The sequence below is a fragment of the Pseudomonas sp. MF6755 genome, assembly GCF_016405635.1.
Taxonomy (GTDB): Bacteria; Pseudomonadota; Gammaproteobacteria; order Pseudomonadales; family Pseudomonadaceae; genus Aquipseudomonas; species Aquipseudomonas haemolytica.
Map to the genome: position 1 here is coordinate 1 of NZ_JAEKDA010000037.1, position 17803 is coordinate 17803.

At 57.6% G+C, this 17803-nt stretch carries 10 protein-coding genes and 2 rRNA genes; 7 read left to right on the forward strand and 5 right to left on the reverse strand.

Translation table 11 applies throughout. The features are described from left to right. Together JFT66_RS29340 and JFT66_RS29345 are read left to right on the forward strand one after the other, a co-directional pair. Positions 1–5147, forward strand: a 5147-nt coding sequence (locus tag JFT66_RS29340) for an immunoglobulin-like domain-containing protein (protein WP_198860610.1), incomplete at its 5' end; no start/stop codon positions are given. A gap of 153 nt (positions 5148–5300) precedes the next feature. After that, a complete protein-coding gene (locus tag JFT66_RS29345; protein WP_034116717.1) occupies positions 5301–5639 on the forward strand; it encodes a hypothetical protein in 339 nt (112 codons plus the stop codon). Positions 5640–5769: 130 nt separating this feature from the next. Here JFT66_RS29345 and lapD read toward each other — a convergent pair whose 3' ends face one another. Beyond that, complete coding sequence (lapD, locus tag JFT66_RS29350; RefSeq protein WP_198860611.1) at positions 5770–7722, reverse strand: cyclic di-GMP receptor LapD; 1953 nt, start codon at positions 7720–7722, stop codon at positions 5770–5772. Positions 7723–7736: 14 nt separating this feature from the next. After that, on the reverse strand, positions 7737–8429 hold the full coding sequence (lapG, locus tag JFT66_RS29355; RefSeq protein ID WP_034116808.1) for a cysteine protease LapG: 693 nt from the start codon (positions 8427–8429) through the stop codon (positions 7737–7739). Positions 8430–8681: 252 nt separating this feature from the next. Here lapG and JFT66_RS29360 point away from each other — a divergent pair, with 252 nt between their 5' ends. The 5 genes from JFT66_RS29360 to JFT66_RS29380 all read left to right on the forward strand — a co-directional run bounded on the left by JFT66_RS29360 (position 8682) and on the right by JFT66_RS29380 (position 15307). After that, a complete protein-coding gene (locus JFT66_RS29360; RefSeq protein WP_034116715.1) occupies positions 8682–9392 on the forward strand; it encodes a GntR family transcriptional regulator in 711 nt (236 codons plus the stop codon). 363 nt (positions 9393–9755) lie between these two features. Then, the gene (locus JFT66_RS29365; protein ID WP_198860612.1) at positions 9756–10514 is read left to right on the forward strand and encodes a DUF3050 domain-containing protein; all 759 of its coding nucleotides are present in this window, start codon (positions 9756–9758) and stop codon (positions 10512–10514) included. Next, positions 10511–11458, forward strand: a complete 948-nt coding sequence (locus tag JFT66_RS29370; protein WP_198860613.1) for a diiron oxygenase — start codon at positions 10511–10513, stop codon at positions 11456–11458. Before JFT66_RS29365 ends, JFT66_RS29370 begins: the two co-directional genes overlap by 4 nt. Further along, entirely contained in the window at positions 11455–14829 is a 3375-nt protein-coding gene (locus JFT66_RS29375; protein ID WP_198860614.1) for an amino acid adenylation domain-containing protein, read from the forward strand. The genes JFT66_RS29370 and JFT66_RS29375 overlap by 4 nt, the downstream gene beginning before the upstream one ends. Positions 14830–14848: 19 nt before the next feature. Then, positions 14849–15307: an SRPBCC family protein gene (locus JFT66_RS29380; protein ID WP_198860615.1), complete on the forward strand. Its 459-nt coding sequence runs from the start codon at positions 14849–14851 to the stop codon at positions 15305–15307. Positions 15308–15346: 39 nt separating this feature from the next. Here the strand turns inward: JFT66_RS29380 and JFT66_RS29385 are convergent, their stop codons facing one another. The 3 genes from JFT66_RS29385 to rrf (JFT66_RS30350) form a co-directional block, all read right to left on the reverse strand. Further along, positions 15347–17227, reverse strand: a complete 1881-nt coding sequence (locus JFT66_RS29385) for a methyl-accepting chemotaxis protein (RefSeq protein WP_034116711.1) — start codon at positions 17225–17227, stop codon at positions 15347–15349. Positions 17228–17498: 271 nt separating this feature from the next. Then, positions 17499–17614: ribosomal RNA gene (gene rrf / locus JFT66_RS29390) — 5S ribosomal RNA — on the reverse strand. A gap of 107 nt (positions 17615–17721) precedes the next feature. Then, a 5S ribosomal RNA gene (gene rrf / locus JFT66_RS30350) occupies positions 17722–17803 on the reverse strand; the annotation flags it as partial.

Genomic DNA, 17803 nt, shown 5'->3' on the forward strand with positions numbered 1-17803 from the left:
TCACCATCGGCGTAAACCAGTCGAGCGGCACTGTCTCGGTTGTCGCTCCAGATGATGTGTACAAAGGCGATCAAACCGTCACCACCGCCATCAAAGGCGTGACCGGTGGCGAGCATTTCGAAAACCTAGTGCCAGGCACTACGGCGGTTAACACCACCGTCACCGATACTCCGGGCACCGATAACACCACTACCGTCACGCTGACTGCACCGAGTGCCGTTAACGAAGGTGGACAGATCACCTATACCGCGACCTTGAGCAACAAGGCCGGAACTGACGTAACGCTGAAACTCGATAACGGCTCGTCGATCACCATCAAAGCTGGCGACACCGTCGGCACCGTGACCGTCCCTGCGCCTACCGATGACGTGTTCATCGACAAGAGCACCCAAACGGTCAAGATCACTGATGCTTCTGGCGGCAACTTCGAAAAACTGGAAGTCGCAGGCAACGGCGCTACCACCACGATCAACGACACCATCGACAAGGTCGATGTGGTGCTGACCGCGACCACCACCGTCGGCGAAGGCGGCAACATCGTTTACACCGCCAGCCTTGTGGATAAAAACGGTGCGCCGGTGACTAACATCACTAACCCGCTGACCGTCACTTTGGATAACGGCCAGACCATCACCATTGGTGTGAACCAGTCCAGCGGCACCGTCTCCGTTATGGCACCGAACGACGTCTACGCCGGTAACCAGACCGTCACCACAGCCATCACCAACGTGGCCGGCGGCGCGCATTACGAAAACCTGGTCCCAGGCAAAACTCCGGTCAGCACCACCGTGACTGACACACCGAGCACCACCGACACCACCACCGTCACGCTGACCGCGCCAAGCGCCGTCAACGAAGGTGGACAGATCACCTACACCGCCACCTTGAGCAACAAAGCCGGAACTGACGTAACGCTGAAACTCGATAACGGCTCGTCGATCACCATCAAGGCTGGCGAAACCGTGGGTACAGTGACGGTTGCAGCACCTGGCGATGACGTGTTCATCGACAAGAGCACCCAGACCGTCAAGATCACCGACACCGCTGGCGGCAACTTCGAGAAGCTGGTTGTAGCCGGTGACGGCGCGACCACTGTTATCAATGACACCATCGACGATGTGAAGGTCGTGCTGACAGCCACCAGCAGTGTGGCCGAGGGTGGCCAGATTACCTACACCGCCAGCCTCGTCGATAAGAACGGCGCTGCCGTGACCAACGTTGGCTCCGATCTGGTGGTCAAGCTGGACAATGGCTCGACCATTACCATTGGTAATGGCAAGACCACCAGCACCGTCAATGTCACAGCACCTAATGACGTCTACGTCGGCGCTAACGATGTGTCGGCCAAGATCACCAACGTGGTCAGCGGCGGCGACAAGTACGAGAACCTGATTGTGGTCGGCACCCCGGTGGTCACCAAGGTGACCGACGTGGTGAGCAACACCGTGATCAGCATCTCGGGCGATGCTTCGGTTAACGAAGGCCAGACCGCCCACTACACGCTGAACCTGACCAACCCGGCGGGCACCGACGTTACTGTGACGCTCAAGTACAGCGGCACCGCCACTGACGGTTCGGACTTCACCGGCGTGTACACCGTGAAGATTCCGGCCGGCGCCAGCAGCGCGACGTTCGATATCAAGACCATCGATGACAAGTTGACCGAGCCTACGGAAAACTTCGTGATCACCATCGACAAGACCACCGGTGGCAACTTCGAGAACCTGGCGATCAGCGGCACCAACGGCAGCGTCACCACCTCGATCATCGACAATGACGCACCGCCGGTCATCGACCTCGATGCCAACGACTCCAGCGGCGCAACGGGTGCCAACTACAAGACCACCTTCACCGAAGGCGGCACGGGTGTGTCGATTGCTGACACCGACATCAAAATCACTGACCCGGACAGTACTCAACTGACCGGCGCCACTGTGGTCCTGACCAACGCCCAGCAGGGCGACTCGCTGAACGTCAACAACGTCGCCGGCATCACCGTAACCTCTGCCACAGACCCTGCCACCGGCAAGATCACCCTGACCCTGACCGGTACGGCGTCGCTGGCTGACTACATGCAGCAGATCAAGAACATCACGTTCACCAACAGCAGTCATGACCCGAGCAACACGCCACGGACCATCACCGTGACCGTGACCGACGGCGGCAACTACTCCAACGTGGCGACCACCACGGTCAACGTGGTACCGGTCAACGATCCACCGGTGGCTACTGGCGCCGCTATCACCGGCACGGAAGACACCCCACTGGCCCTGACCTGGTCCAACTTCGGTGTCACTGATGTGGACTCACCACAAGCCAGCCTCGGGGTGAAAATCACCGAGCTGCCGGTTGCCGGAAAGTTGCAGTTCCTGGCGGCGGACGGCGTCACCTGGACCAGCGTGACCGCCGGCCAGACCTTCACCAAGGCCCAGATCGACGGCGGCCAGTTGCGCTTCATGCCGAACGCCAACGAATCCGGTGCCGATGGCTACGGCGGCACCGGCGTGGGCAACAAACAGGCGGACTACGCACAGTTCAAGTTCCAGCCAACCGATGGCAAGGATCTGGGCAACACCGCTACGATGAAAGTCGACATTACGCCGGTGGCGGATGCTCCGACCCTGACCGTTGCCGACAACAACATCGCGTCGGTAGGTCTGACCAAGCTGAGCTGGAACAGCATCGCCAACCTGGGTACCAACGGTAATGGCGCCTCGGCGACCGTGTTGAAAAACGCGATCGATAACGCCGGCACACCAAACAGCACGACGATTTCGACCAACATCGAATCCAGCGCAAACGTGCCAGGCGGTGCCGGATCGAAGACTTCCGGCCTGATTTACCTGGAAGCGGGCAAGTCCTACACCTTCAGCGGTTACGGCGATGACAGCATCCTGATCAACGTCGGCGGCAAAGACGTGGCCAGCGCGGTCTACGGGACGAACGCCGGCCAGTTCAGCGGCACGTTCACCCCGACCACCAACGGTTACTACAGCATTGATATCTACCATGCGAACCAGGCAGGTCCTGGCAGCTATGACGTCAACCTGTCGGTCAACGGTGGCCCGGTGACCAACCTGAGCAACACTACGATTCCGATCTACACCGGCGTCAACGACCTGATCAATGCCGGCGCGCAGGTGTCCGATCTGCACGGTACCAATGGCCAGGGCTACTACGACGCGTACAAGCTCAACGAAGGCCTGGAAAACGGTACGGTCAAGCTGACCAAGATCACCTCCGGCCTGACCGATACCGACGGCTCGGAAACGCTGGCGGTGAAAATCGGCAGCATCCCGGTGGGCGCAGTGCTCAGCGACGGCGCGGGTCATACCTTCACGGCCACCAAAGGCGCGACCGAAGTGGACGTCACTGGTTGGAACCTCAACAACTTGAGCTTCAAGCCGCTGCCTTACACCAGTGGCCAGTACAACCTGACTGTGACCTCGACTTCCACCGAGAGCCTGGGTGGCTCGGCCACCACCACGACGCAATTGCCTATTACGGTGTACCCGGCGACCTATAACCCAGTCACAGCGACATCGGGCGATGACAATGTCATCGGCACTTCTGGCAATGACATCGTGGTTGCGGACGTTGCTGGCTTGAACGTAGTCCAAGGCAAGAGCTACAACATCGCGTTCATGATCGATACGTCGGGCAGTATGGGTGCGAGCTCGGTGGCGGCAGCGAAAGCGTCGTTGACTACAGTGTTCAATTCACTGAAAAGCAGCATCGGCGCCAGCACCTCCGGCACCGTGAACATCTTCCTGGCGGACTTCAGTGACCAGGTCAATCGCACGGTCACAGTCGACCTGAAAGACCCAGGCGCACTGAATTCGCTGCAGAAAGTCCTGGACTCCATGGTGTCTACCGGTGGTACCAACTACGAAGACGTGTTCAAGGCCGCGTCCAACTTCTTCAAAAGTGCCCAGGCGACTGGCAACACTGGCGCAATCAATACAACGTACTTCATCACCGATGGTCAGCCGACGTTTTACCAGGCGTCCGAACAGACCAACCCGTACTTGTACGGCAACGTCAGGCTCGATGATGTCGTCACCATGAACAACTACACCATCGGTACAGCCACCCGGATCAACATCGATTCGAATAATTACCTTGATATCAACTCTGTCGGCAAGGTAACCCTCTGGTCCTACGGCTGGTCGTACAACAAGGGAATCATCCACGCCCAAGGGGATGGCACCTATGAAATATCGGTACAAGGCGGCCTCGGGTACGATACCGACTACTCCACCACCACCAACTCCAACAGCGCGTTCGCACTGCTCAAAGGCCTGTCCACAGGTGGCGTAGAAGCCATCGGCCTCAACAGCGGGATCAGCCTGAGTCAGTTGGCACCGTACGACAGCGATGGCAAGCCACAAAGCAACATCGATCCGAAGGACTTGGCCAACGCCATCCTCGGTCACAGCGAAGCCACCCTGCCGGGTGCCGACCGTGTCGATGGCGGTGACGGCAACGACATCCTCTTCGGCGACCTGGTGAGCTTCCCGGGCGTTACCGGCGAGGGTTACAACGCTATCCAGTCCTACGTGGCAGGGAAAAACGGCGTGGCGGTTGCTGCCGTCACCGGCCAGGATGTGCACAAGTACATCACCGAGCACTACAACGAGTTCGACACCTCGGGTGCCAAGGACGGTAATGACACCCTGCTGGGTGGCTCGGGTGATGACATCCTGTTCGGCCAGGGCGGCAACGACTTCCTGGATGGCGGCAAAGGCAATGACATCCTGCTGGGTGGCACCGGTAACGACACGCTGATTGGCGGCCAGGGCAATGACATCCTGATCGGCGGCTCGGGTGCCGACACCTTTGTGTGGAAGGCCGGTGACATCGGTAACGATGTGATCAAGGACTTCAAGGCATCGGAAGGCGACCGCATTGATCTGCGCGATCTGTTGAAAGGTGAGACCGACAGCACCATCGATAACTACCTCAAGATCACTACGGTAGAGGGCGTATCGACGCTTCAAGTGAGCAGCGAAGGCAAGCTCAACACGACCGGTGGCCTGGCCAATGCCGATGTGACGATCAAGCTGGAAGGCAACGATTGGTCCCACACCAGCATCAACTCGCTGATCAGTGGTGCCGACCCGACCATCAAGATCGACCACACTTAAGACGCAACTAATCGGCCGCCCCTATGGGCGGCCGATTTTTTTGCCCCATGGGTCGCGCTGGTCCTGACGGGCGGTGCGTCGCATACTCTCGCCCATAAACGCAGCGTTGGCCTATGCTGTTCAACGCATGTGGCTCATTTTCGAGGGGTTCTTATGTTTTACGTGCAACGTGATGCACAGGGTGCGCTGACTCGCGTAGAGGCCGCAGCCTTTACCGAGTCCACCGAAACCCTGCCGGCCGATCACCATGAGATCCAGGCGTGGTACGCCAACGAAGTAGTGGAAACCAGCCTGGCCCAGCTCAAGCAGAGTGACTTGGAGATGATCCGGGTACTGGATGACTTGATCCAGGTGCTGACCCGTAAAGGCGTCATCAGGGTGACCGACCTGCCGCCGGCAGCCCAAGCCAAGTTGATGGACCGTAACCATGCGCGGGAAGCATTGGGTGGGTTGAGCCACTTGATTGATGATGAAGAGACTGGGCTTATCTGAGCCCTGAAGCCGAACTGGATCGAAATGAGGGAGCGGGCTTGCTCGCGAAAGCTGAGTGTCAGTCAATGCATCTCTGACTGATCCACCGCTTTCGCGAGCAAGCCCGCTCCCTCATTTTAATCGCTCAGCGTCAGTGTGATTTCCACGGCGCAGGCTCACCAAACAGCTGGCCCTGCACACCAAAAATCCCCATCTCGCGAATCACCTTCAGTTCACCCTCTGTCTCCACACGCTCGGCAATCAACGGCAGATCGATGCTGTGGGCTGCGCGCTGGATAGCCTCGATAAACAGGCGCTTGTCACTCTCTTGGTCGATAGCGCGAATATAACTGCCGTCGATCTTCAAGTACGCCAGGCCCAGGCGCGCCAGATTGCCGATCATGCTGAAGCGCCCACCGAAACGTTGCAGGCTGAGGGAAAAGCCCAGCTCGCGCAGGCGTTGGGTCATCTGTTCCAGCACGAGCTGTTCAGGCAATTGCTCTTCACCGATCTCCAGGGTGAGGCGCGGGCCCAGGCTGCTATGCTGGCGTAGCAGGTCATAAATGCGGTTCAAGGCCTGGGCGTCCTGCAAGGTCGCGGCGGAGAGGTTCAGCGCCAGGTTATCGCTGTGGCTGGCCATCTGCTTGAGCACTTGCTCCAACATCAAGCGGTCTAGGCGTGCCGACCAGCCGAAGCGCTCCAGCCACGGCAGGAAACGCCCGGCCGGTATCGTGTGGCCGTCCTCGTCCTGCAAGCGCGACAGCACTTTGTAGTGCAAGACCAACTGTGTGTCCTGGCTGGCGACAACGGGCTGGAAGTACAGCTGGAAGCGCTGCTGGGTCAGGGCCTGGTCCAACAACGTGTGCCAGGCGTGGTGATCGTCACCGACGCTGGCGGCCGCGCTACGATCAAGGCACACCCAACTGGTGTCGCCCTGCGCTTCGGCCTGGGCCAGGGCTTGGTCGGCCAGGGTCAGCAGGGCTTGTGGCGCGTCGCCATGGTTGAACGGTGCGAGGCCTATGTAGGCGACCGGCGTAACGTCGCTGGCGCCGGTCGCTTGCAGGCTGAGCAAAGTGCTTTCGAGGTTCTGCGCCAGCTGCAGCGCTTCTTCACGCATCAGCCCCGGCGCCAGCACGGCGAACTCGCCGCCACGGATACGGGTGACGAGGTTATGGGTTTCCGGGTACGGCTCGCACTGGCGCAGCAACTGTTCGCCAACCGCTTGCAGCAATTGGTCAGTGCGCTGGCCGCCCAGGCGTTGGTTGAGGCCGGCCAGGTCCCGAACCCGCAGTAACAGCAGGTAACCGGAATTGGTCTCTTCCGGGTTACTGACGCGGGCGTTGAGTTGCATCTCGAAATAACGCCGGTTGGCGAGGCCGGTAAGGTTGTCCTGATAGGATTCGGTGCGCAGTTTTTCGCTGCGCTCGGCTTGTTCCTGGAACAACGCCTTGAGCTTTTCCACCATCTGGTTCATGGCTTGTACCACCCGCCGCAGTTCCGGCGTGCGCGGCAGGTCGGGCAGGCTGAGGAACTCTCGGCGGGCAATGGCGTGGGACTGTTTGACCATATAGTCCAACGGCTTCAATTGCCGACGCAGCAACAACGCGCCGAGTACCGCACTCACCGCACCGCACAGCAGCAACCAACCAAGGCTGCCCAAGGCGCTCTGCCAGAGTTTGGACAGGGCAAACATGGGGTGACTGACCACTTCGACCCGCGCCGCCTGCTCCCAGCCACGGCTGACCAGCGCATCACCACCGGCCGGCTCCAGGCCGATCAACTTCACGAACCAGTTGGGTACGCCGTTGTTGTCAGGGATACCGCTGCGCTCGACGATGGTTTTGTCCGTGGCCAGGTCCACCACGCGGATGCTGGCGTAGTAGCCGCTGTCGAAGATTGAGCTGACCAGCAACTCCACCATGGCCGGGTCGTCGATATTCGGCGTCAGCGACAGCGCCAACGCCGTGGCGGCATCCTGCGCATGGGAGCGCAACTGGTTGACATATTGGGTGCGCGAGCTTTCCAGGCTGACCATGAAGCTGCCGCTGAAGGCGACCACCAGGAACAGACAGATTGCGATCAATAGTTGTTTGAACAGAGACATCCGATCAGTTACTCCTAGTTGGCAGGCTCGGCTGGGAAGCCTTCCGCACGCATTTTTCTCAATACATCCTGCCAGCGCGACAAGCGTTTGGTATCACCGACTTTCTTGTTGCCCTTGGCACCGGGCAAGTACAAGCCTTCGGCGTTGAATGAGTAAACCGGGACCAAATCGGTGCGGCGGGTGGCCGGAAGAATTTCGTCCATCAGGCTGTCGAGCACCAGTGGGATGGCCTCGGGGGTTGAATAATAGGTCAAGACCATATGAGCGCGGTTCTGCCGCAAGGCCTTGACGTAGGTAATGCGTAATTTGTCGCTGGACACGCCTAGATGACGCAAACTGAAATACTTTGCGATCGCGTAGTCTTCACAGTCACCGGCACCTTTCCAAAGCGCTTCGACGGGCGTCTCCCAATAGTCGACAACATGCCAGAGGTCGATGTCTTCCACGTAGCTCATTTGCTTGTTGAAGAACAAATTGACGACATTGAGTTGCTGCTGCTCGCTGGCTTGCTTTTCGGTCGCCAGTAGCCGCTGCCAAGCGTCGATGCGCTGCTGGCCCTCGCCCAATGGCCCGTACACAGCGGAGGCCTTGCGGCTGATCTGCGAGAAATCCCAATCGGCACGTAGCCCGCCAAGCATCAGGCCAGCCAATAAAATTGCTGATAAAAGCCAGCACAGGACTCGATAGGGAATAAAACTTACCGCCAAGGCGTTCAATCCGTGAAGAGAGACGGAATTTCAAGGGATGGTGAAGCCTCGCCCTACAAAAAACAATGGCATAGTGCAATCATTCCTGGATGGACCGAGTTTATAACCGCCCCTTGTGGGAGACACAAAGTATGCTATGTAAGCCCTTACAAACAGAAACTTAGCCTGTTTGACAAGCGCTTGGCCCCCCTTTAGTGTTCATTGGATCCAAATTAGCCACACTATTATTCAAGAAAGGAGGATAGCGTAACCGTGACGCAGAAGCCGAACCCTTTAAGCAGCATCAAAATCAGCGGGCCTATTCCCGCCCATCTTGCGCGCTCGGTCATTGAAGAAACGTTGCGCAATGCCATTCTCGATGGGCGATTGCCCTGCGGCACCGCGATGCGTCAGCAAGAACTGGCCAGCTTGTTCGGCGTCAGCCGCATGCCCGTGCGCGAAGCCTTGCGCCAACTGGAGGCGCAGTCCTTGTTGCACGTGGTGACCCACAAAGGCGCCGTAGTTGCACCGCTGATCGAGGACAATTCGGCGGAGACCTATGCCTTGCGCATATTGCTGGAATCCGAAGCCCTGCGCCTGTCTCTTCCATTACTCACCAATGCAGATCTCGCCGAAGCCGAAGCCTGCATCAATGCACTGGAATGCGAAAAAGACTATTCCGAGATTGGTCGCCTCAATCGCCTGTTTCACATGGTGTTGTATGGCAAGGCACCCAATCAGCGTCTGCTCAAATTGGTGGAGCACGGGCTGAATGAAGAGGAGCGCTTTCTGCGCTTCAATCTTGAGGCGATGGGGCTGGGCGAAACGTCCCAGGAAGATCACCGTGAACTGCTGAGCCTGGTGGCGCAGAAGAAGGTCGACGAAAGCATCCTGACGCTGCGCAATCACTTGATGCGTGGGATGGAGGTGATTGCCACCTATCTCAATAGCCTTGAGACTGCCGACAAAAAAGTTTCGCAATAGGATTTTGTTCTTTTCCTCGCCCTTACACTGCGGGGCAACGTCCCACCAGGGAGGTTGCCACACTGACAGACGAAAACTCACTAAGTCTTAATTAACAACAAGCACTTTCCCACACTTACAACCGACTAATTAACCTTAAAAGCAGCCAAGAAAAAACAACTAATACTTTTATAAGCCGCCTTGATCGTTTAATCGGCTTATTATCCTACCCAGATGAACCACACCTCTCTAGCCGCCGCGCTCACCTATATCAGTGTTGCGCTGCGCGCGTTGCGTGGTCACAGCTAAACGCTCCTCCTCTAACTTACAATTAAAAATCCCAACACTGCTTTAAAGCACTCGCAATACTTAATAGGCGTCATCATGCATCAAGACTTGCTTAAACAAAAAAAATTACAACTTTTCAACCATCCATTATTCTCAGAAATAACATCACTCAACAAGTTACAGCACTTCATGGAAAACCATGTATTTGCCGTCTGGGACTTCATGACCCTGGCCAAACGCCTGCAGCAGGACCTGACTTGCACCCAGATACCCTGGCTCCCGCCCGCCGACTCGCAAGCTGCCCGCCTGATCAATGAAATTGTGCTGGGTGAGGAGTCGGACGAACACCCGACACGAGGCCATTGCAGTCACTTTGAATTGTACCTGGACGCCATGACGGAGGTGGGCGCCAGCACGGTCGCCATCAAACGCTTGATCGACTTGCAATGCCAGGGAGTGGAGGTAAGTGCAGCCCTGCAAATGATCGACGCGCCCTCTGGCGTAACCCGCTTTGTCGATACCACGCTGCAAATCGCCTTGAGCGCCCCTACCCACTGTGTGGCGGCCGCGTTTCTGCACGGCCGCGAGAGTGTCATTCCGTCGATGTTCGAGCGGCTGTTGCACGGTAACGCCTTCATTGGTCGTGAAGCGCCCACCTTATGTCACTACCTCAATCGTCACATCGAAATGGACAGCCACGACCATGGGCCCGCGGCGGAACAATTGCTCCAGCGTTTAATTGGCGCAGACTCGATTCGCCAGAGACAAGCAGATAGCACCGCCCTGGATGCTGTGGAAAGTCGTATTTGCTTCTGGGATGGCGTGCTGGCCTCGATGCAAGGGGTACGCCCATGAACGCCGCCAACTACCGCTCCTTTGCCGATGACTGGGAGCGGCGCGCTACCATCCGCACACGCCCCCGGCGCTTACTGGAGGACGACAACAAGCTCATCTTCCCCCTGTGCCGTCAACCCCTCGTACTGACTGCGACCTTTCTCGAACACTGCCCGCAATGGCGCGACTTCGTGCTGGTGCAGAGTTTCTATAAATTCATCAATGACGTGGTGATCTTCGAAACCGAGATCGTCGATAAGACCGCCCGCAACATTGCCAAGAATCGCTTCTCGCCGGCCTTCTCACTCGCCTGCCGCTACGACGCGATGACCGTCGTGGTGGACGAGGATTACCATGCCTTGGTCGCGCTGGATTTCCTTCAGCAAGCCGTGAAAATGACCGGCATCGAACCGTTGGATCTGCCCGGGCAAATCGAATTGAGCCGCGCCCTGCCGGCAGCACAAGCGCAGGTTCCGGCACACCTGCACGACGCCGTCGAGTTAATCTGCGTAGCCATTGCTGAAAACACTGTCACCCATGACGTGGCGGCGTTCTCCAGGGACGATAGCGTCAAATCGTCTATCCGTGGCTTGATGGCCGACCATCTGTTCGATGAGGGCCGCCACGCACGGTTCTGGACACAGTTGGTGCATATCTACTGGCAATCGGCGAGCCCGGAAGACCGCGATAGCATTGCTCAAGCCCTGCCGATTTTCCTGGCGTACTACCTGACCAATGATCTACAGAAAAGCTTTGATCTGCACCTGATCGAGCACTTGGACATCAGTGCCGATACTCGCCTGGCGCTGCGCAATGAAATCGAGGCGCTGGCCTTTCCCATCACCCATCAACATCCGCTGATAGGCAATATCATGGGTTTGTTGCAGCACAGCGGTGTGCTGCAAACAGCCAGCGTGGCACAGGCATTGAGTGACTACCTGCCGGTGTCGGGGAGGTTGGCATGAGGCGTTTGACGATTGAATGGGGTGCGGCGAGTGAAGCCCTGGGCGCAGTCAAGCAAGTACTTGAGCAGTACGGGCATACCGAAGGGACGCAGTCTGTCGACCTGGTGATTGAAGACGGTAGCCAGCCGCTGCCAGCATTATCCACCGATGCATTCTGGATGAGCCTGCGCCTGGGCATAGGCCCGGCATCAGAGACCGGATTGCCCGCCCTCCAATTTCGCTGCTACGACCGAGAACGACGCCTGCTTGCCGTGCACGATGTTGCCGAGGAGCCCAGCGGCAACGGCCAGCGATTGCGTCAGCAGGCCACGAACGCACTGGTGGAATGGGCCGCCATGCTGGTGAGTGGTTTCTCAAGGGATCCGGCCTTTTTCTCTGCAATAGGCACCGCTAACGCCTGGTCCGAACAAGGCTTGCAAGGGCTGGACGCTTTGGTGTTTATGCATCGGTTCAATCGCACGCAGGATCCAACCCTGTTACGAGCGGCCGAGGTGCCCTTGATTGAACGGTTGCAGACGAGCCTTGAGGCCTTCGCCAATCGAACAGCACTGAATATCGCGGGCAACGTCCTGACTTATCGCCAGCTTCACCTACATGCCCTGGCGATCCAGCAACGTCTGTTACCACTGCTGGAGGGCATCGAGACGCCGGTGGTCGGTGTGTGCCTGGAAAAATCTGCCGAGCTGTACGCGAGCATCCTTGCGGTGCTGGGTTGCGGTGCAGTGTATTTGCCACTGGCACCGGATCATCCGGCGCAACGCCAGCAAGGCATGCTGGAAAGCACTGACGCTTGCGTGCTGCTGGAGAATGGCCTGCACCCGCTGCGAGATCATTTCGCGTCACTTGATGTCAGCAGGATTGTCCCGCGCGACACCGTTGCCACACAACCGCTGACGCGTGTTCGTCCCAATGCCGACACGCCGTGCATGGCGCTTTTCACCTCGGGTACTTCAGGGCAACCCAAAGGTGTACTCCTCAGCCAATATAACCTGGCGCATTTCACCGCCTGGCTGGGCACTTGCGTAGCGCTGGACGAGCGGAGCCGCGTGCTGCAGTTTTCGCCGTTGAGTTTCGACTCGTCACTGATCGATATTTTCCCTGCCTTGGTGGCCGGGGCCGAGTTGATTATCCCCAGCAACGATCAACGTCACGACCCTCAGCAACTGGTCGAGTTGATTCGCCAGCACCGCGTGACCCATGGGTTCCTACCGCCGGCGCTGCTCAGTATCCTGCCGTTGGATCAGCCATTGGGCCTTACCCACCTGCTCACTGGGGGCGATTTCTGCGAGCCCTATGTGATCGAACGACTGACAGCCCAATGCCAGTTGCATAACTTCTATGGGCCCACAGAGACTACGGTGCTGGCAACCCACAGGGCGTTCCAGCGCGGTGACAGCCATCGCAACGTCGGCCGCCCCATCGCCAACAGCCAAGTGTTGATCCTCGACGAAAACCTGCAGCCCGTGGATGAACAGGTACAAGGCGATTTGTACATCGCCGGCCCGGGCGTGAGCCTTGGGTATGTGAACGCCTCGCAGCAGGCCGACAGCCCTTTCGTTGCGCTGCCACTGCCAAACGGGCAGTCGTTGCGCGCGTACCGCAGCGGCGACCTGGCAAAATGGACAGACGACGGTATCGAGTTGTGTGGGCGGCGGGATGACCAAGTCAAAATCCGCGGATTCCGAGTCGAGCCTCAAGAAATAGAGCAGTGCCTGCGCAACAGTCGCTTGTTTCGCCAAGTGGCCGTGGTGATTGATCCGGCGCACAGAGTTATCGCTTTTGTCGCCCAACCCGAACCCAGCGCGACGCTGGCAAGCCTGAAGGAATATGCTCGGCAATGGTTGCCTGTGCATATGCAGCCGGTGGTCTGGAGCGAGTTGGCATGCATGCCCGGCTCGAGTAACGGCAAGATCGATCGCAAGGCATTACTGGCAATGCCATTGTCCGTCCCTCAAGAGGTGATACGCGGCGGTGCAAAAACGGCTCTACAAGCGCAGTTGGCGGACCTATGGGACGAATTGCTGGCGCTGCCGGTTGGCAAATTATCGATTGATGAAAGTTTTTTCAACTTGGGTGGCCACTCCATCCTGTTGTCGACGCTATTGCTGCGCCTGCGCGAGCAGTTCGGCCGCAGCGTCTCTTTGAGCCAATTTTTTGAAACGCCGACAATCCGCACCTTGGCCGCACTGATGGAGGGCAGTGCGCTTCCCGACACACCTGCCAGCCAGATGGAGAAAGATGCATCACAAGCGATAAAGATTGAGATGCTACCCGAGGACTGCGCGGGTGATACGCGCAAAGTGATCGTCACCGGGGCGAACAGTTTTGTCGGGGTACATATCGTCCAAGCGCTGCTGGCCGGCGGTGCCCAAGAAGTGGCATGCCTGGTGCGAGAACTGCCGGAGCATTCGGCCACGGAGCGGTTCACCCAATCGCTGCGTGAGTACCGCCTGGAACATCTGGACCTGAGCAGAGTGCAGGTATACGCGGCCGACATTCGCAAACCCCGTCTGGGCTTGTCCTGCCACGTGTACGACTACCTCGCTCGTACCCATGGCGTTTTGGTGCACAACGCGGCGCATGTCAATCATGTGCTGGATTACGCCTCACTCGCTAAGGACAATGTAGAACCGGTACTCGAGTGCCTGCGCCTTTGCGAAACCCATTGTAAGAAAGTGTTCAATTTCATCTCGACGTTGTCAGCCTGCAGCAGCGTAGACGCCGCTGGTTACGTGCTTGAAGCCCCTGCCAGGAATACGCCGCCGCTTTATGTAAAAAATGGCTACAACCTGTGCAAGTGGGTAGCCGAAAGGTTGTTGGGGCGTGCGGCGGATCTGGGGGCCTGGGTGAATATTCATCGGCCGGGAAATATCAGCTTCAACGGTCAAAACGGTGCCTGCCAGCCACAGAAAAATAGACTGATGTTGATGCTCAAGGGATCCCTGCAATTGGGCTTGGCACCTCGACTGGAGGTGAACTTCGATTTGATGCCGGTGGACTTTCTGGCGCGCTTCATCGCCTTCCACGGCCTCCATTTTGACGTTGGGCGAAACGTATTCAACCTGCACAACCCAGAACCCTTGAGTTGGGATCAGTACCTTGACGCGTTCAGCGAGGCTGGGCACTCCTTCGAACGGGTCAGTATCGAACACTGGCAACGAGCGTTACGAACGGTGCGCCGTGATAACGCGCTGTTCGGTGTACTGGGCTTCTACCTCGACGGATTGAGTGAAGACATCGGCGACACGTCGATGATCCGTTACGACAATACCCGGTGGGGCTTGGAAAAAATGGGCATGTACTATCCGCAGAAAAGCCCGGCGCTGTTACGCAAAGGCTGCGACTACCTCAGGGCCATCGGCTTCCTCTGAACTGCTTCAGGTACCCCTCATGAAACCGCTGCAACCCGATACGCTAATTCGCAATCCCACCGGTAAACCGATTGTCACCTCCGTCGTGATCCCCTGCGAGGCGGTCCACTTATGGAGCGTGGTAGGTTGCTTTGAAGGCTTTGACGCGTTCATCCCAAGCCTGTCACACATCGAAATGACCGGTGTGGGCGTGGGAGCATTGCGAACTAAGTTTTTCCACGATGGCCATTGCGTCGTGGAGCAACTTAACAGCCGAGACGAAGACGCCATGCATATGACATGGACCACCCTCTACAACACTTTAGGCTTGGCCCGCTTGTGGGCGGCGATGAGCGTGGAAGCGCTTGGCGCAGGCAGTTCCAGGGCAACTTGGACGCTTGTGGGGGAGGCGCAGGAAACAACGCAAGCAGAGTTTGAACAGTTTGCGCAAGCGTTTACCAAAGGCGCCCTGGAGAATGTACGCCAGATGCTTGGCTAAGCAGTCGGAGCGAGAGACCTCGCTCCGATGCAGCCAGGGTCAGATTTTGAAGCTATCGACCAATTGCTTCAATCGGCTGGCCTGCTGGGACAGCGCATCGCAGTCCTTAAGCGTCTCGTTGAGATTGGCCACACCCTGCTGGTTCAGCAGGTTGATCTGGTTGATGTCCACGTTGAGGGTTTCAACGACTGCAGTCTGCTCTTCGGTGGCCGCCGCGACCGACTGGTTCATGCCATCGATCTCAACGATGCGCTGCGTCACGCTGATCAGGCGCTCACCCGCCTGGTTAGCCACCTCGACGCTTTCTTCGCTGGAGGTCTGGCTGGCGTTCATGGTGGTCACGGCTTCACGCGAACCCACTTGCAGAGAAGTGATCATCTTGTGGATCTCTTCTGCCGACTCCTGGGTACGGTGTGCCAGATTACGCACTTCATCAGCCACCACGGCAAAGCCACGCCCGGCCTCACCAGCACGGGCAGCTTCAATCGCCGCGTTAAGGGCGAGCAAATTGGTTTGCTGGGAAATGCCTTTGATCACATCAAGAATGTGCCCGATATTGTCGGTACTGGCGTTCAGGGTTTCGATCTGAGTGCAGGAGAGGCTGATCTTTTGCGACAGCTCCGACATCGCCAGGATGGTTTGCTCAACCACCTTGCGCCCATCGTCAGCTTGTTCGCTGGCACCGCTGGCGTGCTGGGACGCATCAGCGGCGTTGCGTGCGATTTCCTGGGTGGCGGCACCCAGCTCGTTGATCGCTGCAGCCACGCTATTGGTGCGCGCACTCTGCTCATCGGAACCGATGATCGAGGCATTCGACGATGCCATCACGCGCTGAGACAAATCATGTACCTGGCGCGTTGCCGAGGACACTTCGGAAATCGACGCGTGGATCCGCTCGACGAACTGGTTGAACGCGCTACCAACCTCGCCGAATTCGTCTTTGCTGGTCACCTCGAGGCGTCGGGTCAGATCACCTTCGCCTTGGGCGATGTCCTGCATGGCTACACCCATAGTGGTCAATGGACGCAGCAATACTTGAATCAGCAAGCTCAAGAGCACGGCAATGGCTACAACAGCGATCAACATTGCAATCAACGCTGATGTACGGAATTTGCCTAGCGGGGCATAGGCCTTCTCTTTGTCGATCGACAGGCCGATGTACCAGTCGGCGCCAGGCAAACCGCTGATAGGCGTGAACGATAGAATGCGATCCTGGCCATTGAGGACAACGTCCTGGTTGAGCTTCTCGAGGCGCACGTTGGTGCCAGGGTAGATGTCCTTGAGATTTTTCATCACCTGGTCCTGGTCAGGGCTGACGATGACTTGGCCGTCACCACTGACCAGAAATGCATGACCAATTCCGCCGAAGTCTACCGAGTTGATGATCTTCACCAGGGTTTGCAGGCTCAGGTCACCACCGACAACGCCCAACAGTTCGCCATTCTTTTTCACCGGCATGGCAATTGTCACGATCTGGCCGCCCACAGCGGCCATATAAGGCGGAGTAAGCATGGTTTTGTCCGCGACTACCGCCTGCTTGTACCAAGGGCGCTGACGTGGATCGTAGTCGTCAGGCATCTTCGCATCCGGACGCTGGGTGAACACGCCGTTGGTCTGCCCCACATAAGTGAACTGGAAGTTGGTGGTAAACGCTGGCTGATCGACCAGCCCTGGAAGGTCGGCAGCGCTGCCCTGATGGGCAACGTTCTGCGCCAGGTTCTCAAGGACCAGAATGCGACCACTGAGCCAGTTCTGCACACTGCTGGCAGTAAGTTCGCCGGATTGCTGGATGGACGACGCCAGGTTTTGCTTGATAGTGCTGCGCTGCAGGTAGTCGTTGTAGAGCGTGAATAACGCGAAGGCTAAAACCACGACGCCTGACGCAGCCAACAGAATTTTATGACTGAACTTGAGATTCATTTCATCGACTTCTTTTGCCAAAGGGGGGTGAGCGTGCCGAGTGGAACATTCCATGTAACGGGATAGGCGGACTCTGCGGTCGCTCTATTTCGGTGCACGCATGGCTCATCAGGTTTTCGGCCAAACGTCGACAAATCTTAGAAATTTGTGAGAAACATCTGCTTATAGCGTAGGAAACCGACAGGAGGTAGGCGCGAGATAGGCCTGTGGCAGCCAACCTTAAACGACAAAACCCCTGTCTGCGTTAGCAAACAGGGGTTTCGGAATTCAATCTTGACGATGACCTACTCTCACATGGGGAAACCCCACACTACCATCGGCGATGCATCGTTTCACTGCTGAGTTCGGGATGGGATCAGGTGGTTCCAATGCTCTATGGTCGTCAAGAAATTCTGTGTACCAGAGCGTTGCACTAGCAACGGTCCGGTGAAATTCATGGACTTCTACATAAACAAAACCCCAACTGCTTTCGCAATTGGGGTTTCGGAATTTAATCTTGACGATGACCTACTCTCACATGGGGAAACCCCACACTACCATCGGCGATGCATCGTTTCACTACTGAGTTCGGGATGG